Here is a 26,586-nt window from a genome sequence, read left to right as displayed (position 1 = left end):
TTTTTAATTTACATATCGCTTAACCCAATCAATAACTCCACTTTACTCATGGTTTGCTATGTCACAACACACACGACCTCTGAATCGTCAGGATTATAAAACCCTTACGCTGGCCGCTCTCGGTGGCGCGCTTGAGTTTTATGACTTCATTATTTTTGTCTTCTTCGCGGCTGTCGTTGGCGAACTGTTTTTCCCTTCAGACATTCCAGAATGGCTCCGCCAGGTGCAGACCTTCGGCATCTTTGCTGCCGGTTATCTGGCACGTCCACTGGGAGGCATCATCATGGCGCACTTTGGCGACATGGTGGGGCGAAAAAAAATGTTCACCCTGAGCATTTTGTTGATGGCCGTGCCGACGCTGGCGATAGGTCTGTTACCCACCTTTTCCTCCCTGGGGATTCTGGCACCGTTGCTGCTGTTACTGATGCGCATTTTGCAGGGTGCGGCCATTGGTGGTGAAGTCCCCGGCGCGTGGGTGTTTGTGGCGGAACATGTTCCTGAACGTCGGATAGGGATCGCCTGCGGTACGCTGACTGCGGGATTGACGGTAGGGATCCTGCTCGGCTCTGTCGTTGCCACGCTAATTAACACCAGCATGACTCAACAGGCAGTACACGATTATGGCTGGCGTATCCCTTTTGTGCTCGGGGGTGTTTTCGGCTTTGTGGCGATGTATTTACGCCGCTGGTTGCAGGAAACGCCCATCTTCCTCGAGATGCAGCAGCGTAAAGCGTTGGCGCAGGAACTTCCGGTAAAATCTGTTGTGGTTAATCACCGAAAAGCGGTGGCTGTCTCGATGTTGCTGACCTGGCTTTTGTCGGCAGGTATTGTGGTGGTGATTTTGATGTCGCCAGTCTGGCTGCAAAAACAATACGGCTTTGCGCCAGCGCTGACCCTACAGGCAAACAGCATCGCAACCATCATGCTGTGTGTGGGATGTTTGCTGGCGGGACTGGCCGCCGATCGTTATGGTGCCAGTAAGACTTTCATTGTGGGGAGCCTGCTGCTGGCCTGCTCAAGCTGGTTCTTTTATCACTTATCAGGCGCGCATCCGGAGCAGCTATTCTTTCTTTACGGCGTTGTAGGACTGTGTGTCGGCGTGGTAGGGGCGGTGCCCTATGTCATGGTCAGAGCTTTTCCGGCGGAAGTTCGCTTCACCGGCATTTCGTTTTCTTACAATGTCTCGTATGCGATTTTTGGGGGACTGACGCCGATTTTCGTTACCGTGCTGATGGGCATTTCGCCGATGGCGCCTGCCTGGTATGTGCTGGCGTTATCACTGATAGGGTTGGGATTAGGAATGTGGCTGCGTCAGGATATTTATTACCGTGACATCCATGATGAGGCAAAACTGCAGCAAGAGTAAAAAAATATCCCCCCAGTCGGGGGGATATCAACAAATTAGTGCGCTTCGCCGATAGGCAGAATGGTGCGCCCAAACTGCTCGTTCAGCACTTCGCCCATGGCCAGATAGATGGCGCTGGAGCCGCAAACTAAGCCCACCCAGCCTGCAAAGTGGATCACTGCTGCATTACCGCCGATGTTGCCGACAGCCAGCAGAGCAAACAGCACTGTCAGACTCAGGAAGACAAACTGCAGTGCACGGTTGGCCTTCAGCGTACCGATGAACATGAACAGCGTGAACACGCCCCACAGTCCCAAATACACGCCCAGGAACTGCGTATTGGGTGCATCTGTCAGACCCATTTTCGGCATTAACAGGATCGCGACCAGCGTCAGCCAGAAGGAGCCGTAAGAAGTGAATGCGGTTAAGCCGAAGGTGTTGCCTTTCTTGTATTCCAGCAGGCCGGCAAAGATCTGCGCGATACCGCCGTAGAAAATCCCCATCGCGAGAATAATACCGTCAAGAGCAAATAAACCCACGTTATGCAGGTTAAGCAGAATGGTGGTCATGCCGAAACCCATCAGGCCCAGCGGTGCCGGATTAGCCAACTTAGTGTTGCCCATAATTCCTCAAAATCATCATTGATTGAATGGTGAAATAGTTCCCCCGATAAAGCAGTATCAGTTCGGGGCGCGGCATAATAATCATGGGGATGGGGGCTGTCTATGATCTACCAGGGGTAAAATGAAGTTTTTTTACTCAAGTGCGCGTTTTACTTTTGAGTGACGCCGATCACACAGCGTCTACACCGTTTATGCCGCGCTTTTTGGTTCTCCAACAAGAGACAGTGGCGCTGCGCTTTTCGTAAAGGTTCTGTCTGGATTTCGGTCTTATAAAGGTGGCAGAAGAGAGATAAAAGCACTTTTCAGGTCGGAGAACGGTCGTCCTATTATGCTTTTCTGGTGTTTATTTTCTCTTCGCGGTAAAAAAAATTTTCGTGCCCCCCTTGATGACGTGGGTTACGACCCCATCTTGTAGTCAACCGCAGTGAGTGAGTCTGAAAAAAAACGATTCAGGGTAGTTGAAACCGCACGTTTCGCCCTTATTACAGATTCACAACCACATGATGACCGAATTTTTAGTGGAGACGTTTAGATGGGTAAAATTATTGGTATCGACCTGGGTACTACCAACTCTTGTGTAGCGATTATGGATGGCACTACTGCACGTGTGCTGGAGAATGCCGAGGGCGATCGCACCACGCCTTCTATCATTGCTTATACCCAGGATGGTGAAACTCTGGTTGGTCAGCCGGCTAAACGTCAGGCAGTGACAAACCCGCAAAACACCCTGTTTGCGATTAAACGCCTGATTGGCCGCCGCTTCCAGGACGAAGAAGTACAGCGTGATGAAGCCATCATGCCGTACAAAATCATCGGTGCTGACAACGGTGATGCATGGATTGATGTAAAAGGTCAGAAAATGGCACCGCCGCAGATCTCTGCTGAAGTGCTGAAAAAAATGAAGAAAACGGCGGAAGATTACCTGGGCGAGCCAGTAACTGAAGCGGTTATCACTGTACCTGCATACTTCAACGATGCTCAGCGTCAGGCAACCAAAGATGCCGGTCGTATCGCAGGTCTGGAAGTCAAACGTATCATCAACGAACCGACTGCAGCAGCGCTGGCTTACGGCCTGGATAAAGAAGTTGGTAACCGTACTATCGCGGTCTATGACCTCGGTGGCGGTACTTTCGATATCTCTATTATCGAAATCGACGAAGTTGACGGCGAAAAAACCTTCGAAGTTCTGGCAACCAACGGTGATACCCACCTGGGTGGTGAAGACTTCGACAGCCGTATGATCAACTACCTGGTTGACGAATTTAAGAAAGATCAGGGCATTGACCTGCGTAATGACCCGCTGGCAATGCAGCGCCTGAAAGAAGCCGCAGAAAAAGCGAAAATCGAACTGTCTTCTGCGCAGCAGACCGACGTGAACCTGCCGTACATCACTGCAGACGCGACCGGTCCGAAACACATGAACATCAAAGTGACCCGTGCGAAACTGGAAAGCCTGGTAGAAGACCTGGTGAACCGTTCCATCGAGCCGCTGAAAGTTGCTCTGCAGGATGCTGGTCTGTCTGTTTCTGACGTTCAGGATGTTATCTTGGTCGGTGGTCAGACGCGTATGCCGATGGTGCAGAAGAAAGTTGCTGAGTTCTTCGGTAAAGAACCGCGTAAAGATGTTAACCCGGACGAAGCTGTTGCAATCGGTGCAGCTGTTCAGGGTGGTGTACTGACTGGTGATGTGAAAGACGTACTGCTGCTGGACGTTACCCCGCTGTCTCTGGGTATCGAAACCATGGGTGGCGTGATGACGGCGCTGATCAGCAAAAACACCACCATCCCGACCAAGCACAGCCAGGTGTTCTCTACCGCTGAAGACAACCAGTCTGCGGTAACCATCCATGTGCTGCAGGGTGAACGTAAACGTGCCGCTGATAACAAAGATCTGGGTCAGTTTAACCTGGATGGCATCAGCCCAGCACCGCGCGGTATGCCGCAGATCGAAGTGACCTTCGATATTGATGCCGATGGTATCCTGCACGTTTCCGCGAAAGACAAAAACAGCGGTAAAGAGCAGAAGATCACCATCAAGGCTTCTTCTGGTCTGAACGAAGAAGAAATTCAGAAAATGGTTCGCGAAGCAGAAGCGAACGCAGAATCTGACCGTAAGTTTGAAGAGCTGGTTCAGACCCGCAACCAGGGTGACCATCTGCTGCACAGCACCCGTAAGCAGGTTGAAGAAGCAGGCGATAAACTGCCGGCTGACGACAAAACTGCCATCGAGTCTGCTCTGACTGCGCTGGAAGCATCTTTGAAAGGTGAAGACAAAGCAGACATCGAAGCGAAAATGCAGGCACTGGCTCAGGTTTCCCAGAAACTGATGGAAATCGCCCAGCAGCAGCATGCACAGCAGCAGGCTGGTTCAGCTGATGCTTCTGCAAACAACGCGAAAGATGACGATGTTGTCGACGCTGAGTTTGAAGAAGTGAAAGACAAAAAATAATCGCCCTTTGATTGGGTAATTACTGACACGGGCGAAGAGGTTTTCCTCTCCGCCCGTTTATGCATGTTAAGGGCAGATAAAAAGAGATGGCTAAGCAAGACTATTACGAGATTTTAGGCGTTTCCAAAACAGCGGAAGAGCGTGAAATCAAAAAGGCCTACAAGCGCCTGGCCATGAAATTTCACCCGGACCGTAACCAGGGTGATAAAGAGGCCGAAGCCAAATTCAAAGAGATCAAAGAAGCCTACGAGATCCTGACCGATGCACAAAAACGTGCGGCTTACGATCAGTACGGCCATGCTGCGTTTGAGCAAGGCGGTATGGGCGGCGGCGGCGGTTTTGGCGGCGGGGCTGACTTCAGCGATATCTTTGGTGACGTGTTTGGCGATATCTTTGGCGGCGGTCGTGGCCGTCAGCGCGCTTCACGTGGTGCTGATTTACGTTACAACATGGATCTCACTCTGGAAGAAGCCGTGCGTGGCGTCACCAAAGAGATCCGCATCCCGACGCTGGAAGAGTGTGATATTTGCCACGGCAGCGGCGCGAAATCAGGTACCAAGCCGCAGACCTGTCCAACCTGTCACGGTTCAGGCCAGGTACAGATGCGTCAGGGCTTTTTCGCTGTACAGCAGACCTGTCCGCATTGTCAGGGCCGCGGTACGCTGATCAAAGATCCGTGCAACAAATGCCACGGTCACGGTCGCGTTGAGAAAAGCAAAACGCTGTCCGTTAAAATCCCGGCAGGCGTGGATACGGGCGATCGCATTCGTCTTTCTGGTGAAGGTGAAGCCGGTGAACATGGCGCGCCAGCAGGCGATCTGTACGTTCAGGTACAGGTAAAACAGCACCCTATTTTCGAACGCGAAGGTAACAACCTGTACTGTGAAGTGCCAATCAACTTCGCAATGGCGGCGCTTGGCGGTGAGATTGAAGTCCCAACGCTGGATGGCCGCGTGAAGCTGAAGGTGCCTGGCGAAACACAGACCGGCAAATTGTTCCGCATGCGCGGTAAAGGCGTGAAGTCCGTACGCGGTGGCGCACAGGGCGATTTACTCTGCCGTGTTGTCGTCGAAACGCCGGTTGGCCTGAATGACAAGCAGAAGCAACTGTTGAAAGATCTTCAGGACAGTTTTGGTGGCCCAACGGGCGAGAAAAACAGCCCGCGTTCAAAAAGCTTTTTCGACGGCGTGAAAAAATTCTTTGATGATTTGACCCGCTAATTGCTTGCATGAGATCGGACAAGGGCCTGAGGTTGAGAAATCTCAGGCCTTTTTTATTAAGCGTATTCATATAATTCGGCAAGGCGTAAGACTTCATTTCATCGTAAAAACCGAATTGTTTATCATAAATAATCTAATTTTAACGATCGATCATGCAGGTTAATATAGTAATTACGAAGTATTCACCTGATTGAGAGAATAAAAAGTGAAACATCTGCACCGTTTCTTTAGTAGCGATGCCTCTGGGGGCATCATTCTTATCATCGCCGCTGCGCTGGCTATGTTGATGGCGAACCTGGGGTGGACCAGTGGCTGGTATCACGCATTTCTGGAAACACCGGTACAACTGCGGGTCGGCGCGTTAGAAATCAATAAAAACATGCTGTTGTGGATCAACGATGCACTGATGGCGGTGTTTTTCCTGTTGGTAGGGCTTGAGGTCAAACGTGAACTTATGCAGGGGTCGCTGGCCAGTTTGCGTCAGGCGGCTTTCCCGATCATTGCCGCCATTGGCGGGATGATTGTCCCGGCCTTGCTCTATCTGGCGTTTAACTATGCGGATCCCATAACGCGTGAAGGGTGGGCCATTCCAGCCGCAACCGATATCGCGTTTGCTCTGGGTGTGCTGGCGCTGTTGGGGAGCCGTGTACCTCTGGCGCTGAAAATTTTCCTGATGGCGCTGGCGATTATCGACGATCTGGGCGCTATTGTGATTATCGCGCTGTTCTATACCAGTGACCTTTCCGTAATGTCGTTAGGCGTTGCCGCGTTTGCGATTCTGGTGCTGGCCGTCCTGAATATGTGCGGGGTAAGGCGTACTGGTATTTATATTCTGGTGGGCATGGTGTTGTGGACAGCAGTGCTGAAGTCTGGAGTGCACGCAACGCTTGCTGGCGTGATTGTCGGCTTCTTCATTCCGCTCAAAGAGAAGCACGGTCGCTCTCCGGCCAAACGTCTGGAGCACGTTTTGCATCCGTGGGTGGCGTATCTGATTCTGCCACTGTTCGCTTTTGCCAATGCTGGGGTCTCGCTGCAGGGGGTGACGATGGACGGGCTGACCTCCATGCTTCCTCTGGGGATTATTGCGGGTCTGTTAATCGGTAAACCGCTGGGTATCAGCCTGTTCTGCTGGCTGGCTCTGCGTCTCAAACTGACGCAATTACCGGAAGGGACGAACTTCCAGCAGATTATGGCCGTCGGGATCTTGTGCGGTATCGGATTTACCATGTCGATTTTCATCGCCAGTCTGGCATTTGGAAATGTCGATCCTGAGCTGATTAACTGGGCAAAACTGGGAATTCTGATCGGATCGTTGTTGTCGGCGATTGTGGGTTATAGTTGGCTTCGTGCCCGCTTAAATACGCCTGTTTAACGGGTGTGGAATGACAAGGGAGCCGAATGTGGCTCCCTTTGCGACATTGTTCAGGGAGAGAAATGAGCATGCCCCATATTAATTACAACCATCTTTATTACTTCTGGCATGTCTATAAAGAAGGTTCTGTTGTTGGTGCAGCAGAGGCGCTGTATCTGACCCCACAAACTATTACCGGCCAGATTAAAGCCCTTGAAGAGCGTTTACAGGGAAAATTGTTCAAGCGGAAGGGGCGTGGTCTGGAGCCCAGCGAGTTAGGGGAATTGGTTTTTCGCTATGCGGATAAAATGTTCACGCTGAGCCAGGAGATGCTGGATATCGTGAATTACCGCAAAGAATCTAACTTGCTGTTCGATGTGGGCGTGGCGGATGCGTTGTCTAAACAACTGGTCAGCAGCGTGCTGGATGCCGCTGTGGCTGAGGGAGAACAGATCCACCTGCGGTGCTTTGAATCTACGCATGAGATGTTACTTGAACAACTGAGTCAGCATAAGCTGGATATGATCATCTCTGACTGCCCGATAGACTCCACGCAGCAGGAAGGACTCTTCTCCGTGAAGATTGGCGAATGCAGTGTCAGCTTCTGGTGTACCCATCCGCTCTCCGAAAAACCGTTTCCTACCTGTCTGGAGGAGCGTCGCCTGCTGATACCAGGGCGTCGCTCAATGCTCGGGCGTAAGCTGCTGAACTGGATCAACTCGCAGGGGCTGAATGTTGAGATCCTCGGGGAGTTTGACGATGCCGCGTTGATGAAGGCATTTGGCGCGACTCACAATGCGATCTTTGTGGCTCCAACGCTCTATGCGAATGATTTTTATGCAGACGATTCGATTGTTGAAATCGGGCGCGTAGAGAATGTCATGGAAGAGTACCATGCCATTTTTGCGGAGAGGATGATTCAACATCCTGCGGTACAACGAATTTGTCATGCGGACTACAGCACGCTTTTTGCTCCTGCGAGCAAATAAGGCTTGTTTGCCAGACAGACATAAAAAAACCCGCTTGCGCGGGTTTTTTTACAAAGCTTCAACACTCAGGCGATTAAGCCAGTTTGTTGATTTGTGCAGTCAGGTTAGCTTTATGACGTGCAGCTTTGTTTTTGTGGATCAGACCTTTAGCAGCCTGACGGTCCACGATTGGTTGCATTTCGTTAAATGCTTTCAGTGCAGTAGCTTTGTCGCCAGCTTCGATAGCTGCGTATACTTTCTTGATGAAAGTACGCATCATAGAGCGACGGCTTGCGTTGTGCTTACGAGCCTTTTCAGACTGAACGGCGCGCTTCTTAGCTGATTTGATATTAGCCAAGGTCCAACTCCCAAATGTGTTCTATATGGACAATTCAAAGGCCGAGGAATATGCCCTCTTAGCCTTCTTTTGTCAATGGATTTGTGCAAATAAGCGCCGTTAATATTGCAGCACTCGTTGCGTAGTGATGGCGCAGGATTCTACCAGCTTGCGGACTGTGAATACAGCTTTTCCGCGATAAAAATTGAACAGGGCGGCCAGTTTTTTGTATTGATTTGGCCATAACAATGAAAACAAACCTCTTTATGTTTCGCTGCATCAATCGCCGGTTAACCTTGACCGCTGTACAAGGTATACTTTGGCGATTTTCACTGTTTTGAGCCAGACATGAAGCTGATACGCGGCATACATAATCTCAGTCAGGCCCCACATGGGTGTGTGCTGACCATTGGTAATTTCGACGGTGTGCACCGTGGCCATCGTGCATTGCTGCAGGGCTTGCAGGAAGAAGGGCGCAGGCGTGGGTTACCGGTAATGGTCATGATTTTCGAGCCGCAGCCGCTGGAGCTGTTTGCGACTGAAAAGGCGCCTGCGCGTCTGACCCGCCTACGGGAAAAACTACGCTACCTGGCAGAGTGTGGCGTTGACTACGTGTTGTGTGTGCGTTTCGACCGACGGTTTGCCGCGCTCACGGCACAAATGTTTATCAGTGACCTGCTGGTAAAGCGTCTCGGCGTCCAATTTCTTGCCATTGGCGACGATTTCCGCTTTGGCGCTGGTCGCGAAGGCGATTTCTTGTTATTACAGAAAGCGGGCGCTGAGTATGGTTTTGACATCACCAGCACCCAGACGTTCTGTGAAGGTGGTGTGCGAATCAGCAGTACAGCGGTGCGCCAGGCGTTGGCAGAAGACAACCTGTCGCTCGCTGAAAGTTTACTGGGACGCCCCTTTACCATCTCCGGGCGTGTTGTCCACGGCGATGAGTTAGGGCGCACCATCGGTTTTCCTACGGCGAATTTACCGCTACGTCGTCAGGTTTCCCCGGTTAAAGGGGTCTATGCGGTTGAAGTGATGGGCCTTGGCGACACGCCGTTACCCGGCGTCGCTAACATTGGCACTCGCCCAACGGTGGCGGGCGTGCGTCAACAGTTGGAAGTGCATCTGCTGGACGTTGCAATGGACCTCTACGGTCTCCATATAGATGTAATACTGCGTAAAAAGATACGCAATGAGCAGCGGTTCGCTTCTCTTGATGAGTTGAAAGCGCAGATCGCGCGTGATGAGTTAACGGCCCGCGAATTTTTTGGGCTATCAAACCCGGCGTAAGCCTACGTGAAAAATACGGAAACGAGAATCTGATGAGTGACTATAAATCAACCCTGAATTTGCCGGAAACAGGGTTCCCGATGCGTGGCGATCTCGCCAAACGCGAACCGGGAATGCTGGCGCGTTGGACTGATGATGACCTGTACGGCATCATTCGTGCGGCCAAAAAAGGCAAAAAAACCTTCATTCTGCATGATGGCCCTCCTTATGCGAATGGCAGTATTCATATTGGTCACTCAGTTAACAAGATTCTGAAAGACATTATCGTGAAGTCCAAAGGACTTACGGGATTTGACTCACCTTATGTTCCGGGCTGGGACTGTCATGGTCTGCCCATCGAACTGAAAGTTGAGCAGGAATACGGTAAACCGGGCGAGAAATTCACCGCGGCGGAGTTCCGCGCGAAGTGCCGTGAATATGCGGCGACGCAGGTCGACGGTCAGCGTAATGACTTTATCCGCCTGGGCGTGCTGGGTGACTGGTCGCATCCGTATCTGACCATGGACTTCAAAACCGAAGCCAACATCATTCGTGCGCTGGGTAAAATCATCGGCAACGGCCACCTGCACAAAGGCGCGAAGCCGGTGCACTGGTGCGTAGACTGCCGTTCCGCACTGGCGGAAGCGGAAGTTGAATACTACGACAAAACCTCTCCGTCTATCGATGTGGCTTTCCACGCCGCCTCTCAGGATGCCGTGAAAGCTAAATTCGGCGTCACTTCCGTGAACGGTCCGATTTCACTGGTTATCTGGACCACCACGCCGTGGACGCTGCCAGCTAACCGTGCGATTTCTCTGGCGGCGGATTTTGACTATGCGCTGGTACAGATTGACGATCAGGCGCTGATTCTGGCGAAAGATCTGGTTGAAGGCGTGATGCAGCGTATTGGCGCTGCAAACTACAGCATCCTTGGCACGGTAAAAGGTGCGGAACTGGAACTGTTGCGCTTTACCCATCCGTTTATGGGCTTCGACGTCCCGGCTATCCTTGGCGATCACGTGACGCTGGATGCCGGTACCGGGGCTGTTCATACCGCCGGTGGCCACGGTCCTGACGACTACACCATCAGCCAGAAATACGGTCTGGAAATCGCCAACCCGGTAGGGCCGGACGGCGCTTACCTGGCCGGAACTTACCCCGGTCTGGATGGCGTTAACGTATTCAAAGCCAACGACAAAATCGTTGAGATGCTGCGTGAGAAAGGCGCACTGCTGCACGTAGAAAAAATGCAGCACAGCTATCCGTGCTGCTGGCGTCACAAGTCGCCGATCATCTTCCGCGCGACGCCGCAGTGGTTTGTCAGCATGGATCAGCAAGGCCTGCGCGCGCAGTCGCTGAAAGAGATTAAAGGCGTACAGTGGATCCCGGACTGGGGTCAGGCACGTATCGAATCTATGGTCGCGAACCGTCCTGACTGGTGTATCTCCCGTCAGCGTACCTGGGGTGTGCCGATGTCTCTGTTTGTTCACAAAGACACCGAAGAGCTGCATCCTCGCGCCATTGAACTGATGGAAGAAGTGGCGAAGCGCGTTGAAGTTGACGGCATTCAGGCATGGTGGGATCTCGACCCGAAAGAGATTCTGGGCGATGACGCTGACCAGTATGTGAAAGTGCCGGATACGCTGGACGTCTGGTTTGACTCTGGCTCCACCCACTCTTCCGTGGTAGATGTGCGCCCTGAATTCTCCGGCCATGCTGCGGATATGTATCTGGAAGGTTCTGACCAGCATCGCGGCTGGTTCATGTCTTCTCTGATGATCTCCACCGCGATGAAAGGCAAAGCGCCATACCGCCAGGTACTGACCCACGGATTTACCGTGGATGGTCAGGGTCGCAAGATGTCTAAATCTATCGGTAATACCGTTTCTCCTCAGGATGTGATGAACAAACTGGGCGCGGATATCCTGCGTTTGTGGGTGGCATCTACCGATTATACCGGTGAGATGGCCGTTTCTGACGAAATCCTGAAGCGTGCTGCCGACAGCTATCGTCGTATCCGTAACACCGCGCGCTTCCTGCTGGCGAACCTGAACGGGTTCGATCCGGTGAAAGACATGGTGAAACCGGAAGAGATGGTCGTGTTGGACCGGTGGGCGGTTGGCTGTGCGCAAGCCGCACAGGAAGACATCCTGAAAGCGTATGAAGCCTACGACTTCCACGAAGTGGTACAACGCCTGATGCGTTTCTGCTCCGTTGAAATGGGCTCGTTCTACCTCGACATCATCAAAGATCGTCAGTACACCGCGAAATCAGACAGCGTGGCGCGTCGTAGCTGCCAGACTGCCCTGTATCACATTGCAGAAGCGCTGGTACGCTGGATGGCGCCGATCATGTCCTTCACGGCGGACGAAATCTGGGGCTACCTGCCGGGCTCCCGCGAGAAATACGTTTTCACCGGCGAGTGGTACACCGGCCTGTTTGGCCTGGCCGATGCCGAAGCCATGAACGACGCCTTCTGGGACGAGCTGCTGAAAGTCCGTGGCGAAGTGAACAAAGTCATCGAACAGGCACGTGCGGACAAGAAAGTGGGTGGTTCTCTGGAAGCGGCGGTGACGCTGTATGCGGAACCTGAACTGGCTGCCAAACTGACCGCACTGGGCAACGAATTACGATTCGTCCTGTTGACCTCCGGTGCTGTTGTTGCCGAGTATGCAAGTGCGCCTGCTGATGCACAGCAGAGCGAACTGCTGAAAGGGCTGAAAGTTGCCCTGAGCAAAGCTGAGGGTGATAAGTGCCCGCGTTGCTGGCATTACACGACGGATGTCGGCCAGGTGGCGGAACACGCAGACATCTGCGGACGCTGTGTCAGCAATATCGCCGGTGATGGCGAACAACGTAAGTTTGCCTGATGAGTAAGCCTATCTGTTCAACAGGACTGCGCTGGCTGTGGCTGGTGGTAGTCGTGCTGATTATCGATTTGGGCAGCAAGTACCTGATCCTCCAGAATTTTGCTCTGGGGGATACGGTGTCGCTGTTCCCATCGCTTAATCTGCATTATGCGCGTAACTACGGCGCGGCGTTCAGTTTCCTTGCCGATAGTGGTGGCTGGCAGCGTTGGTTCTTCGCCGGTATTGCCATTGGTATCTGCGTGATCCTGATGGTGATGATGTATCGTGGAAAAGCTTCGCAAAAGCTGAATAACATTGCTTATGCGTTGATTATCGGTGGCGCGCTGGGCAATTTATTCGATCGTTTGTGGCATGGCTTCGTGGTCGATATGATCGACTTCTACGTCGGCAACTGGCACTTCGCTACGTTTAACCTCGCGGATACGGCAATTTGTGTCGGCGCGGCAATGATTGTGCTGGAAGGCTTTTTGCCTTCGAAAGAGAAAAAAGCCGCATAAAAAATGGCCGGATGGCGCTTATCAGGTGCTGTAGGCCTGATAAGCGTAGCGCCATCAGGCAAACCTGTGCCGGATGGCGGCGTAAACGCCTTATCCGGCCTACAATAATCGCAATCCTTGTAGGCCCGGTAAGCGTAGCGCCACCGGGCAAACAGGCGGCAGCAATTTTAAAGAGCAACCTGCATGTCTAAATCAGTACAGAGTAACAGTGCGGTGCTGGTGCACTTCACCTTAAAGCTAGACGATGGCTCCACCGCAGAGTCGACCCGCAATAATGGTAAACCTGCGCTATTCCGCCTGGGTGATGGTTCTCTGTCTGAAGGACTGGAGCAGCATCTTCTTGGCCTGAAAAATGGCGAAAAGACCACGTTTTCTCTGGAGCCGGATGCCGCCTTTGGCGTACCGAGCCCGGATTTGATTCAGTATTTCTCGCGCCGGGAATTTATGGACGCAGGCGAACCCGAAATCGGGGCAATTATGCTCTTTACCGCAATGGACGGCAGTGAAATGCCTGGCGTGATCCGCGAAATTAATGGCGACTCCATCACCGTTGATTTCAACCATCCGCTGGCAGGGCGTATCGTTCATTTTGATATTGAAGTGCTGGAAGTCGATCCGGCACTGGAGGCGTAAAATGCAGATCCTGTTGGCCAACCCGCGCGGATTTTGCGCAGGTGTAGACCGCGCTATCAGCATTGTGGAAAACGCGCTGGCGATTTATGGCGCACCAATTTATGTTCGTCACGAAGTGGTACATAACCGTTATGTGGTGGACACCCTGCGCGAGCGTGGGGCGATTTTTATTGAGCAAATCAGTGAAGTACCGGACGGCGCGATCCTGATTTTCTCTGCCCATGGCGTGTCTCAGGCGGTACGCAACGAAGCGAAAAGCCGCGATCTCACGGTTTTTGACGCGACCTGTCCGCTGGTAACGAAAGTGCATATGGAAGTGGCGCGCGCCAGCCGTCGCGGCGAAGAGTCGATCCTGATTGGTCATGCGGGGCACCCGGAAGTCGAAGGTACAATGGGTCAGTACAGCAACCCGGAAGGGGGGATGTACCTGGTCGAGTCCCCAGAGGATGTCTGGAAGCTGAATGTCAAAAATGAGGGCAAACTCTCCTTTATGACGCAAACCACGCTTTCCGTGGATGACACCTCAGACGTTATTGATGCGCTGCGTAAGCGATTCCCGAAAATCGTCGGGCCGCGTAAAGACGATATCTGTTATGCGACGACCAACCGTCAGGAAGCGGTGCGGGCGCTGGCTGAACAGGCCGATGTGGTGTTAGTGGTCGGCTCAAAGAATTCCTCAAACTCCAACCGTCTGGCTGAACTGGCGCAGCGAATGGGGAAAACGGCATTTCTTATCGACGATGCGACCGATATTCAGGAAACGTGGGTCAAGAATGCGGCCTGCGTTGGCGTCACTGCCGGGGCATCCGCACCGGATATTCTGGTACAGAATGTCATTTCGCGTCTGCAGGAGCTTGGTGGCGGCGAAGCGATTCCGCTGGAAGGCCGTGAAGAGAACATCGTTTTTGAAGTGCCGAAAGAGTTACGAGTGGATGTTCGTGAAGTAGAGTAAATCTTGCACGTGATGATTATGAGAAGATGCCAGACTTGATGTCTGGCATTTTTTTATGGAGAAAATATGCGCCTACCCATTATTCTCGACACCGATCCCGGCATTGATGATGCCGCGGCGATTGCCGCTGCGCTGTTTGCCCCTCAGCTTGATCTGCGGCTGATGACCACGGTCGCCGGTAACGTCTCGGTGGAGAAAACCACCCGTAACGCCCTGCAACTGCTGCATTTCTGGAATACCGATGTTCCTCTGGCGCAGGGGGCCGCCAAGCCGCTGCTGCGTTCGTTACGCGACGCCGCTGATGTTCATGGCGAATCCGGTATGGAAGGCTATGATTTTGTTGGCCATGACCGACAGCCGCTGGCTAAACCGGCGTTTATCGCCATCCGTGACGCGCTGATGAGCGCCCCGGAACCGGTAACATTGGTGGCAATTGGCCCGTTAACCAACATTGCACTGCTGCTGATGCACTCTCCGGAATGTACGTTCAATATCCGCCGTCTGGTGATCATGGGCGGTTCTGCCGGGCGAGGGAACTTCACCCCTAATGCCGAATTTAATATTGCTGTCGATCCGGAAGCTGCCGCCTGTGTATTCCAGAGTGGAATTGAAATTGTGATGTGCGGGCTGGATGTCACGAATAAGGCCATGCTGACGCCGGAGTATCTGGCCGCGTTACCCACCCTGAATCGTACCGGAAAGATGCTGCATGCCCTGTTCAGTCACTATCGCAGCGGAACAATGAGCACTGGCGTGCGGATGCACGACCTCTGCGCTATCGCCTGGCTGGTTCGCCCGGATCTGTTTACCGTCAAGCCGTGCTTCGTCGCGGTAGAAACGCAGGGGGAATATACCGCCGGAACAACCGTTGTGGATATTGAGGGACGAATGAACAGACCGGCAAACGCACAGGTCGCCCTCGATATCGATGTCGCTGGTTTTCAGCAATGGGTGGCAGAGGTGCTGGCATTGGCTCCGTAAATCCAGATGTATAAAACGGTTTGGTGCGACTTATTCCGATGCATCATGCCTTTTACTGATATCTCACCCTGTTTATCATTAAATTCTAATTATCGACGTTTTTGGCTAGCGGTGCGGCAGCGCGCTGGTTAATCTGAAAACGATTTACGTAAAATTAACAAAAGAGAATAGCTATGCATGATGCACATATCCGCGTTGCCATCGCGGGAGCCGGTGGACGCATGGGACGTCAGTTGATTCAGGCGACACTGAGCATGGAAGGCGTCCAACTGGGCGCGGCGTTGGAGCGGGAAGGTTCCTCATTGCTGGGCAGCGATGCGGGTGAACTGGCGGGTGCCGGAAAGTGCGGTGTTACCATACAAAGCAGCCTTGATGCCATCAAAGACGATTTTGATGTGTTCATTGATTTTACCCGCCCGGAAGGGACGCTGACGCATCTGGCCTTTTGCCGCCAGCACGGCAAAAGCATGGTGATAGGTACGACCGGGTTCGACGAGGCCGGTAAGCAGGCCATTCGCGACGCCGCTCAGGAGATAGGAATTGTGTTTGCGGCGAACTTTAGCGTGGGCGTCAACGTCATGCTGAAGCTTCTCGAAAAAGCGGCAAAAGTAATGGGCGACTACGCCGACATTGAAATTATTGAAGCGCACCATCGTCATAAAGTGGATGCGCCGTCAGGTACGGCACTGGCGATGGGGGAAGCGATTGCCCATGCGCTGGACAAAGATCTTAAAGACTGCGCCGTCTACAGCCGGGAAGGCTATACCGGTGAGCGAGTACCCGGCACGATTGGTTTTGCTACCGTACGTGCGGGTGACATTGTGGGTGAACATACTGCGATGTTTGCCGATATTGGCGAGCGCGTTGAGATTACGCATAAGGCATCCAGCCGCATGACATTTGCTAACGGAGCCGTAAAATCGGCAATTTGGTTAAAATGCAAATCAAATGGCCTTTTTGATATGCGAGATGTGCTTAATTTAAATGATTTATAAGCATGAGTTACCCTTAGTGATGTGGTCATTGTAGTCATAATTTATTGATTACATAGGGCAATATTTTATTGCCCTTTTATTTTATTGGTTTGGTTATCTGTTTTTCATGAGTGGCTATAAATTTCGTGTTTTTGTCTTTGTTTATGTTGGTTTTATGTAAATTTTGACCAAATGGTCTACTTTTTTCATCTTGAACGCGTATTTCCATACTCTTTTCATCGCGCAAGCGTTTTCCGATACGACTTAGCTGATCTTTTTGCCTGTTAAATCGCGTGATTTATCTCAGTGACGTAAAATAATAATAAAAATTCCCCTTTCAGGTAGACTTTTGTCTGGTCTGTCTCTAGAATGCCGCCGTTTGCCAGAAATACATGGGTAAGCAAATTTGCATTGATTCATGCAATCAAAATGAATTAATATGCAAATAAAGTGAGTGAATATTCTCTGGAGGGTGTTTTGATTAAGTCAGCGCTATTGGTTCTGGAAGACGGAACCCAGTTTCACGGTCGGGCCATAGGGGCAACGGGTTCGGCGGTTGGGGAAGTCGTTTTCAATACTTCAATGACCGGTTATCAAGAAATCCTCACTGATCCTTCCTATTCCCGCCAAATCGTCACTCTTACTTATCCTCATATCGGTAATGTCGGCACCAATGAAGCCGATGCAGAATCCTCTCAGGTACATGCGCAAGGCCTGGTCATTCGCGACCTGCCGCTGATTGCCAGCAACTACCGCAATACTGAAGACCTCTCTTCTTACCTGAAACGCCATAACATCGTGGCGATTGCCGATATCGATACCCGTAAGCTGACGCGCCTGCTGCGTGAGAAAGGCGCTCAGAACGGCTGCATCATCGCCGGTGATAATCTGGATGCGCAGCTGGCGCTGGAAAAGGCCAAAGCGTTCCCGGGGCTGAATGGTATGGACCTGGCGAAAGAAGTGACCACGGCTGAAACCTACGGCTGGACTCAGGGTAGCTGGACGCTGGCAGGCGAACTGCCAGAAGCCAAAAAAGAAGATGAGCTGCCGTTCCACGTCGTTGCCTACGATTTTGGCGCCAAACGCAATATTCTGCGCATGCTGGTAGACCGCGGCTGCCGCCTGACGGTTGTCCCGGCGAAAACCTCTGCCGAAGACGTCCTGAAGATGAATCCGGACGGCATTTTCCTCTCAAACGGCCCTGGCGACCCGGCTCCGTGTGATTACGCTATCGACGCGATTGAAAAATTCCTCCAGACCGAGATTCCGGTATTCGGTATCTGCCTGGGCCATCAGCTGTTAGCGCTGGCCAGCGGTGCGAAAACCATCAAGATGAAATTCGGTCACCACGGTGGTAACCACCCGGTGAAAGATATTGATAACAACGTGGTGATGATTACCGCGCAGAACCACGGTTTTGCGGTAGATGAAGCGACGCTGCCTGCTAACCTGCGTGTGACCCACAAATCGCTGTTCGATGGCACTCTGCAGGGAATTCACCGCACCGATAAACCGGCGTTTAGCTTCCAGGGACACCCGGAAGCCAGCCCAGGCCCGCACGATGCCGCGCCACTGTTCGATCACTTTATCGAACTTATCGAGCAATACCGTAAGACCGCTAAATAATCAGGAGCCGAGAAGACAATGCCAAAACGTACAGATATAAAAAGCATCCTGATCCTTGGCGCTGGTCCGATTGTAATCGGCCAGGCCTGCGAATTTGACTACTCCGGCGCACAGGCCTGTAAAGCCCTGCGTGAAGAGGGTTACCGCGTTATTCTGGTGAACTCTAACCCGGCGACCATCATGACCGACCCGGAAATGGCCGATGCCACCTACATCGAGCCGATTCACTGGGAAGTAGTGCGCAAAATCATTGAAAAAGAGCGTCCGGACGCCGTACTGCCAACCATGGGCGGTCAGACGGCGCTGAACTGCGCGTTGGAGCTGGAACGTCAGGGCGTGCTGGAAGAGTTCGGCGTCACCATGATTGGTGCTACCGCTGATGCAATTGATAAAGCCGAAGACCGCCGCCGTTTCGACGTGGCGATGAAGAAAATCGGCCTCGACACCGCACGTTCCGGTATTGCACACACCATGGAAGAAGCGCTGGCGGTTGCCGCTGACGTTGGCTATCCGTGCATCATCCGTCCAAGCTTCACCATGGGCGGCACCGGCGGCGGTATCGCTTACAACCGCGAAGAGTTCGAAGAGATTTGCGAGCGCGGCCTGGATCTTTCCCCAACCAAAGAGCTGCTGATTGACGAGTCGCTGATTGGCTGGAAAGAGTACGAGATGGAAGTGGTGCGTGATAAAAACGACAACTGCATCATCGTCTGCTCTATCGAAAACTTCGATGCCATGGGTATCCATACCGGTGACTCCATCACTGTAGCGCCTGCCCAGACGCTGACCGACAAAGAATACCAAATCATGCGTAACGCCTCGATGGCGGTACTGCGTGAAATCGGTGTTGAGACCGGCGGTTCTAACGTCCAGTTCTCGGTGAACCCGAAAGACGGTCGTCTGATCGTTATCGAAATGAACCCACGTGTCTCCCGCTCCTCGGCGCTGGCATCTAAAGCAACCGGCTTCCCAATTGCCAAAGTGGCAGCGAAACTGGCGGTGGGCTACACCCTCGATGAGCTGATGAACGACATCACCGGCGGCCGTACTCCGGCTTCCTTCGAACCGTCCATCGACTACGTCGTTACCAAGATTCCACGCTTTAACTTCGAAAAATTCGCCGGTGCGAACGACCGTCTGACCACCCAGATGAAATCTGTCGGTGAAGTGATGGCGATTGGCCGCACTCAGCAGGAATCCCTGCAGAAAGCGCTGCGCGGTCTGGAAGTCGGTGCAACCGGCTTTGACCCGAAAGTCAGCCTCGACGACCCGGAAGCCCTGACCAAAATTCGCCGCGAACTGAAAGACGCGGGTGCCGAGCGTATCTGGTACATCGCCGATGCCTTCCGTGCCGGCCTGTCTGTCGACGGCGTGTTTAACCTGACCAACATCGACCGCTGGTTCCTGGTGCAGATTGAAGAGCTGGTACGTCTGGAAGAGAAAGTGGCTGAAGTCGGTATCACCGGCCTCAACGCTGACTTCCTGCGCCAGTTGAAGCGCAAAGGCTTTGCCGATGCGCGTCTGGCTAAACTGGCCGGCGTACGCGAAGCGGAAGTTCGCAAACTGCGTGACCAGTACAACCTGCACCCGGTCTACAAACGTGTGGACACCTGCGCCGCAGAGTTCGCCACCGACACCGCCTACATGTACTCCACGTACGAAGACGAGTGCGAAGCCAACCCGTCCACCGACCGCGATAAAATCATGGTCCTCGGCGGCGGCCCGAACCGTATCGGTCAGGGCATCGAGTTCGACTACTGCTGCGTACACGCCTCACTGGCGCTGCGCGAAGACGGTTACGAGACCATCATGGTCAACTGTAACCCAGAAACAGTTTCTACCGACTACGACACTTCTGACCGTCTGTACTTTGAGCCGGTGACGCTGGAAGACGTGCTGGAAATCGTGCGCATCGAGAAGCCGAAGGGCGTTATCGTGCAGTACGGCGGCCAGACCCCGCTGAAGCTGGCGCGTGCGCTGGAAGCCGCTGGTGTACCGGTTATCGGTACCAGCCCGGATGCTATCGACCGTGCAGAAGACCGCGAGCGCTTCCAGCATGCGGTTGACCGTCTGAAGCTGAAACAGCCGGCCAACGCCACCGTCACCGCGATTGAGATGGCGGTTGAGAAGGCGAAAGAGATTGGCTACCCGCTGGTTGTTCGCCCGTCCTACGTACTCGGCGGCCGCGCGATGGAAATCGTCTACGACGAAATCGACCTGCGTCGCTACTTCCAGACCGCCGTCAGCGTCTCCAACGATGCACCGGTACTGCTGGACCGCTTCCTTGACGACGCCATTGAAGTCGATGTCGACGCTATCTGCGACGGCGAAATGGTGCTGATTGGCGGCATCATGGAGCACATTGAGCAGGCAGGCGTTCACTCCGGTGACTCCGCGTGTTCTCTGCCAGCCTACACGCTGAGCCAGGAAATCCAGGATGTGATGCGCCAGCAGGTGCAGAAACTGGCCTTCGAACTGCAGGTACGTGGTCTGATGAACGTGCAGTTTGCGGTGAAAGACAACGAAGTCTACCTGATTGAAGTCAACCCACGTGCGGCACGTACCGTACCGTTCGTCTCTAAAGCGACCGGTGTACCGCTGGCGAAGGTGGCGGCGCGCGTGATGGCAGGCCAGACTCTGGCACAGCAGGGCGTCACCAAAGAAATCATCCCACCGTACTACTCGGTGAAAGAAGTGGTGCTGCCGTTCAATAAATTCCCGGGCGTTGACCCGCTGTTAGGGCCAGAAATGCGCTCTACCGGGGAAGTGATGGGCGTCGGTCGCACCTTCGCAGAAGCGTTCGCGAAAGCACAGTTGGGCAGTAGCTCTACTATGAAGAAATCCGGTCGTGCATTGCTCTCTGTTCGCGAAGGCGACAAAGAGCGCGTGGTTGACCTTGCCGCAAAACTGCTGAAACAGGGCTTTGAACTGGATGCCACCCACGGCACGGCGATTGTGCTGGGAGAAGCCGGTATTAACCCGCGTCTGGTGAACAAGGTGCATGAAGGTCGTCCGCACATTCAGGACCGTATCAAGAATGGCGAATACACCTACATCATCAACACCACCGCAGGTCGCCAGGCGATTGAAGACTCCAAACTGATTCGCCGCAGCGCGCTGCAGTATAAAGTGCATTATGACACCACGCTGAACGGCGGTTTCGCCACGGCGATGGCGTTAAATGCGGATGCTACCGAGAAGGTGACATCAGTGCAGGAAATGCACGCGCAGATTAAAAAATAATCTCGGCTGGCGGGGACTTACCCGCCTTCCGGCAAAACGGAATATTTGCCATTAATCTTAACGGTTCCTGAAAAGGAGCCGTTTTTTTTGGTCGGTAAGTTAATTCCAGGGCGTTTATATTTCTTTAATCATATTTACAATGTGACAAGCAAGATTTAGCTCACACTAATTAATCTTTAACTTGCATATTATCGCTGATATCCACGACTTTAATATGGCTAATGGCATTGCGTTAATTTGCGCCGACAGAGCCTGAGCAAGAATTTTAATTAGTGAAAATGGTGTGCCTATGTGTGAAGAATATGTTGAAAAACCACTTTATTTGTTAATTGCTGATTGGGTGATGGCGCAAAATCGTTGGGTTAGCGCCAAAGAGATAGCAAAGCATTTTGATATGGACCATTGCAAAGCGATTAATACGGTTTCTTATATTCTCTCTGAGGTTGGGGAAATAGCCTGCGAAACCAAGACAATTCCAAACCAACTTGAGGGGCGGGGATGTCAATGTCAGCGACTGGTGCGTATCAATAATATTGATGCTTCACTGTATACCCGCCTGGGTATCAGTGCGCAGACAAAAGTGGTCAGCCCGGTGAGCCGAACCTGTATGTCTGTACCGCCGAGGGAGCTCAATCGCGAACAAAAATGGCAGATGATGCTCTCTAAAAGCATGCGTCGTTAATCGTAATGGCCTGTTTGTCGGAGGGCGTCGTGAAACGCCTTATCCGGCAAACACTTTCACCTTTCTGAACGGCCAGACAGGCGCTGGCGCCATCCGGCATGGTTTACATTTCCGATTTTGGTTTTACTTCCGTGGTGCCTTTTAGCCGCGGCCGGTTTTCTTCTACCTGTGTTAACGGTTGTGTTTCATGTAGCGCGGTCCGACAGCGGACAGCAAGATCCTGATATTCCTTCGTATTGAGCCGCTTCCAGCGTAACTCGTCGTCCGTCACCGGGCGCAGAAAACGTGCGGGTGTGCCCACCAGTAGCTGGCGGGGAGCACCGGCAAATCCTGCTTTCACAAAACTCATTGCAGCGACGATGCTCTCTTCGCCAATCACTGCGCCGTCCATGATGACGCTGTTCATGCCGACCAGCGCGTCCCGCCCTACAATGCAACCGTGCAGAATCGCGCCGTGTCCAATGTGCCCATTCTCATGCACTATGGTGTCGGTGTCGCAATAGCCATGCATAATGCAGCCATCCTGGAGATTGGCGCCCGCTTCAAGGATCAGGCGGCCATAGTCGCCGCGCAGCGAAGCGTGTGGGCCGATATACACCCCGGCCCCAACAATCACATCTCCAATAAGCACGGCGCTGGGATGGACATACGCCTCTGGGTGTACCACCGGAATCAGGCCTTCAAAGGCGTAATAGCTCATAAATTTTCCTTTATTTTTTTGCCGGATGGCGGCATTAATGCCTTATCAGGCCTACGAAACAGTTACTCTTTGTAGGCCTGAATCAGGTATTAACGTCCTTTCCAGACCGGGTCGCGTTTTTCTGCAAACGCCAGTGGCCCTTCGACGGCATCTTCGGAATGCAGTACTGCAGGATAATGTTTTAGCGCGCCGCTGCGGATGTGGCGATAGCCTTCTTCAACCGGCATTTCGCTGGTTGCGCGGTAAATCTCTTTGAGCGCGGCGATGGCCAGCGGTGCGCTGTCTACCAGTTGTTGCGCCAGTTCGCGGGCGCTATCCATGAGTTCAGACTGGCTCACGACGCGGTTCACGATCCCCCAGCGCAGTGCTTCTTCAGCATCCATGCGTCTGCCGGTCATCACCATTTCATTGACGATGGCAGGAGGCAGCAGTTTAGGCAGACGCAGTACGCCGCCGCTGTCTGGCACGATCCCCAGTTTGGCTTCCGGCAACGCGAAGCTGGCGTTTTCTGCGCAGACAATAAAGTCAGCCGCCAGTGCCAGCTCAAAACCGCCGCCAAACGCATAGCCGTTAACGGCGGCAATGACCGGTTTGTCGAGGTCAAAGATTTCGGTTAAACCGGCGAATCCGCCAGGACCAAAATCGGCATCTGGCGCTTCACCTTCAGCGGCGGCTTTCAGGTCCCAGCCGGCAGAAAAGAATTTTTCTCCGCCGCCAGTAATAATGGCCACGCGCAGCTCTGGATCGTCACGGAACTGGAGAAAAACCTCGCCCATTTCGAAACTGGTTTTGGCGTCGATGGCATTCGCTTTTGGCCTGTCCAGGGTAATTTCCAGAATGTGGCCGTTGCGGGTCAGATGTAATGATTCACTCATTTTTTTCACTCCTTAATTATTTTTATTCCGTTACAGAGGCAGCACGGATCCTGCAAAGCGCTGCATCCATTTCGTCGTGATATTTTTCTGCGTGGGCTATTTCCCCACCGTGTGCGTTATTTCAGATTTTTTTTGATTATTTTTCCTGAACAATTGCGTGGCAAATCGGTTCGTATCTCCATAAAAGAGGGAACTTTAAATTTCGCCATATTCATTTCACAAAAACCGAAAAATTCATCTTCGCTTAACGTTTCCCCTTCATTAAGGACCACAAAGGCTTTAATCGCTTCATCGCGAATAGAATCTTTAATCCCGACGACAACGATGTCCTGAATCTTCGGGTGTGCGGAAATAATATTTTCCAGTTCAACGCAGGAGACGTTTTCCCCTCCACGCTTGATCATGTTGCAGCGCCGGTCGACAAAATAGAAAAAGCCCTCTTCGTCCCGGTAGCCGGAGTCACCGGTATGCAACCAGCCCTCTGGCTCCAGCGCTTTTGCGGTCGCATCCGGGCGGTCGTAATATTCTTTGAAAATGGTTTTCCCTGGGATGCCTTTGATACAGATTTCACCTGTCTCACCCGGGGGAAGAGGGCGGTTGTTCTCATCACGAATTTCGGCTTCATAGCAAAAACCGACGCGCCCGATAGAGGGCCAGCGTCGCTTGTCTCCCGGTCTGTCGCCAATGATCCCGACAATGGTCTCCGTCATTCCGTAGGAGGTCAGTAATCTGACGCCGAAGCGCGTAATAAAGTCATCTTTTTCCTGTACCGACAGGTTGAGGTAGAACATCACTTCGCGCAGGTGATGCTGCCGGTCTTGCGGCGATTCGGGTTGCACCATCAGCGTTCGGATCATCATTGGGATGCATTCGGTGACGGTGGCGCGGTATTTTCGTACCTGTTCCCAAAACGCGCGGGCGCTGTATTTCTCGAGCAATACAAAGGTACTGCCTACCGAGAACGCGGCCATTGCCGCCGTACACTGACAGTCGATATGAAAAGCAGGCATCACCGTCAGGTAAATATCATCCTCGCGCAAGGCGCACTGCCAGGAGGAGTAGTAGCCTGCGAAACGTAAATTATAGTGGGTGATGACCACCCCTTTCGGGCGTGATGTGGTGCCAGAGGTGAACAGGATTTCGGCGGTATCGTCTGTACTGAGCGGCGGGGCATAACGAAGCGTGGTGGATTGCTGCTCTCTCAACTGCGTAAAGTTGATAACGCCATCGACCTTTGGAATGTCCTGCCCGATGAGACAAATGTGCGTAAGCGGATTGTCGTCATCCTGCTGAATTTGTTGGTACATCGGATAGAACTGACTGCTGGTGACTAACAGCTGAGCCTGGCTACTTTGCAAAATCCAGGTGCTTTCTTCCCGCAGTAATCGGGCATTAATTGGCACCATGACAGCCCCAATTTTTGCCAGTCCGAACCAGCAGAAGATAAATTCCGGACAGTTATCCAGATGCAGTGCAACCTTATCGCCCTTTCGAATACCTAACGAATGGAACAAGTTTGCTGTACGGTTGATTTCCTCATTCAGCGAGGCATAACTGAATTGCTGTACGATGCCCTCGCTGGACTCGAAAATGAGCGCCATTTTATCATCATAGACGTCCGCAAGGTCGTCCCACATCTGACGTAAGTTTTGTCCGCCAACGATATCCATTGCACCTCTATCCATTTTTCACCGTGATGGCGCTAACTGGCAAAGCCAGCCAGCGCGACCGCGTTTAGTTCTCAACTTTGGCCAGACCTTTGCCGACCAGCTCTTTAATGTCTGCTTCGCTATAACCGATATTTTTAAGAATGGCGGCGGTATCCATGCCGTGTGAAGGCATGCCTCGCCAGATTTTCCCAGGGTTGTTTTTGAATTTCGGCATCACGTTCGGCCCTTTACAGGTGCGGCCGTCTATCGTTTGCCACTGGGTGATGGATTCACGGGCAACGTATTGCGGGTTGCCTTCCAGTTCCGGGATAGTCAGCACTTTTGCACAGGCGATATTCAACTCGGCAAAACGTTCCTGCACCTCGGCGATGGTGTGCGTTGCCAGCCAGGCATCCAGTTTTTCTTCCACTAAAGGTCCATACGGACACTCGATGCGGTGAATCAGCTGCGTGCCTTCCGGGACTTCTGGCGTTCCCAGGATGTGTGCAAGGCCAATATCTTTAAAGCATTCGTTAATTTGGGTAATGCCGACCAGCTCCATGACGATATAGCCGTCCGCGCATTTATAGAGTCCGCACCCGGCGTAATAGGGGTCTTTGCCTTTGGTCATTCGCGGGCAAACTTCACCGCCGTTGAAGTGATCCATCATGAAGTACTGCCCCATGCGCAACATGACTTCGTACATGGCGATATCAATACTTTCGCCTTTACCGGTTTCACGCACTTTGTGCAGTGCCGCCAGCGCCGCGGTGGTCGCGGTCATGCCGGAAAAATAGTCCGCCGTGTACGGGAAGGCAGGCATCGGCTGATCGACGTCGCCGTTTTGAATCAGGTAGCCGCTGAAAGCCTGGGCGATGGTGTTATACGCCGGAAGGTTGGTGTACTCCTCGGTACCGTACTGGCCAAAACCGGAAAGATGGGCGATAACCAGCTTCGGGTTATGCTCCCAGAGCACTTCATCGGTGATCCCCCGACGGGCAAATGCCGGACCTTTACTGGCTTCAATGAAGATATCGGTGGTTTCCATGAGTTTAAGAAACGCTTCCCGGCCTTCATCTTTGAAAATGTTCAGGGAAAGAGCGTGCAGATTACGACGTGAAAGTTGTGGATAGTTGGGCTGGACGCGGATCGTATCGGCCCAGGCAACGTTTTCAATCCAGATGACTTCCGCGCCCCACTCGGCAAACATTTGCCCGGCGAACGGTCCAGCGATTTCAATCCCGGAGAAGACAACCCTCAACCCGGTAAGTGGCCCAAAGGTGGGCATCGGTAAATGCTCGGTCATGATATGGCTCCTGCTGCATGTTGCCGGACAGCGACGTAA

21 protein-coding genes and 1 pseudogene are annotated in these 26,586 nt (G+C 52.7%); 16 read left to right on the top strand and 6 right to left on the bottom strand.

The annotated features are described in order from the left end of the window. Positions 1–58 precede the first annotated feature (58 nt). Positions 59–1,366, top strand: a complete 1,308-nt coding sequence (locus AC07UY_RS09375) for an MFS transporter (protein WP_494701068.1) — start codon at positions 59–61, stop codon at positions 1,364–1,366. Between the two features lie 35 nt (positions 1,367–1,401). On the opposite strand, the gene satP is transcribed toward AC07UY_RS09375, so the two are convergent. Continuing rightward, positions 1,402–1,968, bottom strand: coding sequence for an acetate uptake transporter (gene satP, locus AC07UY_RS09370; RefSeq protein WP_203358981.1), 567 nt, complete (start codon positions 1,966–1,968; stop codon positions 1,402–1,404). Positions 1,969–2,500: 532 nt separating this feature from the next. On the opposite strand from satP, the gene dnaK reads away from it, so the two are divergent. From dnaK to nhaR, 4 genes are all read left to right on the top strand, one after another. Continuing rightward, the gene (gene dnaK / locus AC07UY_RS09365) at positions 2,501–4,417 is read left to right on the top strand and encodes a molecular chaperone DnaK (RefSeq protein WP_494660009.1); all 1,917 of its coding nucleotides are present in this window, start codon (positions 2,501–2,503) and stop codon (positions 4,415–4,417) included. An 86-nt stretch (positions 4,418–4,503) separates the two neighbouring features. After that, the gene (gene dnaJ / locus AC07UY_RS09360) at positions 4,504–5,637 is read left to right on the top strand and encodes a molecular chaperone DnaJ (RefSeq protein WP_203358980.1); all 1,134 of its coding nucleotides are present in this window, start codon (positions 4,504–4,506) and stop codon (positions 5,635–5,637) included. Between the two features lie 205 nt (positions 5,638–5,842). Further along, on the top strand, positions 5,843–7,009 hold the full coding sequence (gene nhaA / locus AC07UY_RS09355; RefSeq protein WP_494701069.1) for a Na+/H+ antiporter NhaA: 1,167 nt from the start codon (positions 5,843–5,845) through the stop codon (positions 7,007–7,009). 68 nt (positions 7,010–7,077) lie between these two features. Next, positions 7,078–7,977, top strand: a complete 900-nt coding sequence (gene nhaR / locus AC07UY_RS09350) for a transcriptional activator NhaR (RefSeq protein ID WP_494701109.1) — start codon at positions 7,078–7,080, stop codon at positions 7,975–7,977. A 73-nt stretch (positions 7,978–8,050) separates the two neighbouring features. Here nhaR and rpsT read toward each other — a convergent pair whose 3' ends face one another. Next, positions 8,051–8,314, bottom strand: coding sequence for a 30S ribosomal protein S20 (rpsT, locus tag AC07UY_RS09345; RefSeq protein WP_003018940.1), 264 nt, complete (start codon positions 8,312–8,314; stop codon positions 8,051–8,053). Between the two features lie 105 nt (positions 8,315–8,419). Between rpsT and AC07UY_RS09340 the strand changes: the two are divergent. The 11 genes and pseudogenes from AC07UY_RS09340 to caiF all read left to right on the top strand — a co-directional run bounded on the left by AC07UY_RS09340 (position 8,420) and on the right by caiF (position 22,017). Next, a pseudogene (locus AC07UY_RS09340) lies at positions 8,420–8,634 on the top strand (DUF2575 domain-containing protein). A 7-nt stretch (positions 8,635–8,641) separates the two neighbouring features. Further along, complete coding sequence (ribF, locus tag AC07UY_RS09335) at positions 8,642–9,580, top strand: bifunctional riboflavin kinase/FAD synthetase (protein WP_494701070.1); 939 nt, start codon at positions 8,642–8,644, stop codon at positions 9,578–9,580. Positions 9,581–9,612: 32 nt separating this feature from the next. Next, positions 9,613–12,429, top strand: a complete 2,817-nt coding sequence (gene ileS, locus AC07UY_RS09330; RefSeq protein ID WP_494660012.1) for an isoleucine--tRNA ligase — start codon at positions 9,613–9,615, stop codon at positions 12,427–12,429. After that, the gene (lspA, locus tag AC07UY_RS09325; RefSeq protein ID WP_192611018.1) at positions 12,429–12,926 is read left to right on the top strand and encodes a signal peptidase II; all 498 of its coding nucleotides are present in this window, start codon (positions 12,429–12,431) and stop codon (positions 12,924–12,926) included. Before ileS ends, lspA begins: the two co-directional genes overlap by 1 nt. 183 nt (positions 12,927–13,109) lie before the next feature. After that, the gene (gene fkpB, locus AC07UY_RS09320) at positions 13,110–13,559 is read left to right on the top strand and encodes an FKBP-type peptidyl-prolyl cis-trans isomerase (RefSeq protein WP_203358975.1); all 450 of its coding nucleotides are present in this window, start codon (positions 13,110–13,112) and stop codon (positions 13,557–13,559) included. 1 nt (position 13,560) lies between these two features. Continuing rightward, positions 13,561–14,511: a 4-hydroxy-3-methylbut-2-enyl diphosphate reductase gene (ispH, locus tag AC07UY_RS09315; protein ID WP_494660013.1), complete on the top strand. Its 951-nt coding sequence runs from the start codon at positions 13,561–13,563 to the stop codon at positions 14,509–14,511. Positions 14,512–14,577: 66 nt separating this feature from the next. Next, positions 14,578–15,492 (top strand): ribonucleoside hydrolase RihC, encoded by a 915-nt coding sequence (rihC, locus tag AC07UY_RS09310; protein ID WP_494701071.1) that lies wholly within the window; start codon positions 14,578–14,580, stop codon positions 15,490–15,492. 173 nt (positions 15,493–15,665) lie between these two features. Beyond that, positions 15,666–16,487 carry a 4-hydroxy-tetrahydrodipicolinate reductase gene (gene dapB, locus AC07UY_RS09305; RefSeq protein WP_494701072.1) on the top strand — a complete coding sequence of 274 codons (822 nt, stop codon included), beginning with the start codon at positions 15,666–15,668 and terminating at the stop codon, positions 16,485–16,487. Positions 16,488–16,943: 456 nt separating this feature from the next. Beyond that, complete coding sequence (gene carA, locus AC07UY_RS09300; protein ID WP_494701073.1) at positions 16,944–18,092, top strand: glutamine-hydrolyzing carbamoyl-phosphate synthase small subunit; 1,149 nt, start codon at positions 16,944–16,946, stop codon at positions 18,090–18,092. 18 nt (positions 18,093–18,110) lie between these two features. Beyond that, entirely contained in the window at positions 18,111–21,335 is a 3,225-nt protein-coding gene (carB, locus tag AC07UY_RS09295) for a carbamoyl-phosphate synthase large subunit (protein WP_494701074.1), read from the top strand. A 289-nt stretch (positions 21,336–21,624) separates the two neighbouring features. Next, entirely contained in the window at positions 21,625–22,017 is a 393-nt protein-coding gene (caiF, locus tag AC07UY_RS09290) for a carnitine metabolism transcriptional regulator CaiF (protein WP_494660018.1), read from the top strand. Positions 22,018–22,120: 103 nt separating this feature from the next. Here the strand turns inward: caiF and caiE are convergent, their stop codons facing one another. From caiE to caiB, 4 genes are all read right to left on the bottom strand, one after another. After that, positions 22,121–22,717 carry a carnitine operon protein CaiE gene (gene caiE / locus AC07UY_RS09285; RefSeq protein ID WP_494701075.1) on the bottom strand — a complete coding sequence of 199 codons (597 nt, stop codon included), beginning with the start codon at positions 22,715–22,717 and terminating at the stop codon, positions 22,121–22,123. Between the two features lie 89 nt (positions 22,718–22,806). After that, positions 22,807–23,592 carry a crotonobetainyl-CoA hydratase gene (caiD, locus tag AC07UY_RS09280; protein WP_203358967.1) on the bottom strand — a complete coding sequence of 262 codons (786 nt, stop codon included), beginning with the start codon at positions 23,590–23,592 and terminating at the stop codon, positions 22,807–22,809. A gap of 116 nt (positions 23,593–23,708) precedes the next feature. Continuing rightward, positions 23,709–25,262 (bottom strand): crotonobetaine/carnitine-CoA ligase, encoded by a 1,554-nt coding sequence (gene caiC / locus AC07UY_RS09275; RefSeq protein WP_494701110.1) that lies wholly within the window; start codon positions 25,260–25,262, stop codon positions 23,709–23,711. Between the two features lie 64 nt (positions 25,263–25,326). Further along, the gene (gene caiB / locus AC07UY_RS09270; RefSeq protein WP_494701076.1) at positions 25,327–26,547 is read right to left on the bottom strand and encodes an L-carnitine CoA-transferase; all 1,221 of its coding nucleotides are present in this window, start codon (positions 26,545–26,547) and stop codon (positions 25,327–25,329) included. Positions 26,548–26,586 lie beyond the last annotated feature (39 nt).

Source organism: Citrobacter sp. GW821-FHT02E08 (assembly GCF_059421685.1).
This window is presented reverse-complemented; position numbering and strand designations above follow the sequence as displayed.

Coding starts and splice junctions, on each gene's coding strand:
- ileS (WP_494660012.1), top strand. CDS start 9,613: ATGAGTGACTATAAATCAACCCTGAATTTGCCGGAAACAGGGTTCCCG.
- nhaR (WP_494701109.1), top strand. CDS start 7,078: ATGCCCCATATTAATTACAACCATCTTTATTACTTCTGGCATGTCTAT.
- caiF (WP_494660018.1), top strand. CDS start 21,625: ATGTGTGAAGAATATGTTGAAAAACCACTTTATTTGTTAATTGCTGAT.
- caiC (WP_494701110.1), bottom strand. CDS start 25,262: ATGGATATCGTTGGCGGACAAAACTTACGTCAGATGTGGGACGACCTT.
- ribF (WP_494701070.1), top strand. CDS start 8,642: ATGAAGCTGATACGCGGCATACATAATCTCAGTCAGGCCCCACATGGG.
- ispH (WP_494660013.1), top strand. CDS start 13,561: ATGCAGATCCTGTTGGCCAACCCGCGCGGATTTTGCGCAGGTGTAGAC.
- lspA (WP_192611018.1), top strand. CDS start 12,429: ATGAGTAAGCCTATCTGTTCAACAGGACTGCGCTGGCTGTGGCTGGTG.
- caiD (WP_203358967.1), bottom strand. CDS start 23,592: ATGAGTGAATCATTACATCTGACCCGCAACGGCCACATTCTGGAAATT.
- rihC (WP_494701071.1), top strand. CDS start 14,578: ATGCGCCTACCCATTATTCTCGACACCGATCCCGGCATTGATGATGCC.
- fkpB (WP_203358975.1), top strand. CDS start 13,110: ATGTCTAAATCAGTACAGAGTAACAGTGCGGTGCTGGTGCACTTCACC.
- dnaJ (WP_203358980.1), top strand. CDS start 4,504: ATGGCTAAGCAAGACTATTACGAGATTTTAGGCGTTTCCAAAACAGCG.
- dnaK (WP_494660009.1), top strand. CDS start 2,501: ATGGGTAAAATTATTGGTATCGACCTGGGTACTACCAACTCTTGTGTA.
- caiE (WP_494701075.1), bottom strand. CDS start 22,717: ATGAGCTATTACGCCTTTGAAGGCCTGATTCCGGTGGTACACCCAGAG.
- dapB (WP_494701072.1), top strand. CDS start 15,666: ATGCATGATGCACATATCCGCGTTGCCATCGCGGGAGCCGGTGGACGC.
- carB (WP_494701074.1), top strand. CDS start 18,111: ATGCCAAAACGTACAGATATAAAAAGCATCCTGATCCTTGGCGCTGGT.
- satP (WP_203358981.1), bottom strand. CDS start 1,968: ATGGGCAACACTAAGTTGGCTAATCCGGCACCGCTGGGCCTGATGGGT.
- AC07UY_RS09375 (WP_494701068.1), top strand. CDS start 59: ATGTCACAACACACACGACCTCTGAATCGTCAGGATTATAAAACCCTT.
- caiB (WP_494701076.1), bottom strand. CDS start 26,547: ATGACCGAGCATTTACCGATGCCCACCTTTGGGCCACTTACCGGGTTG.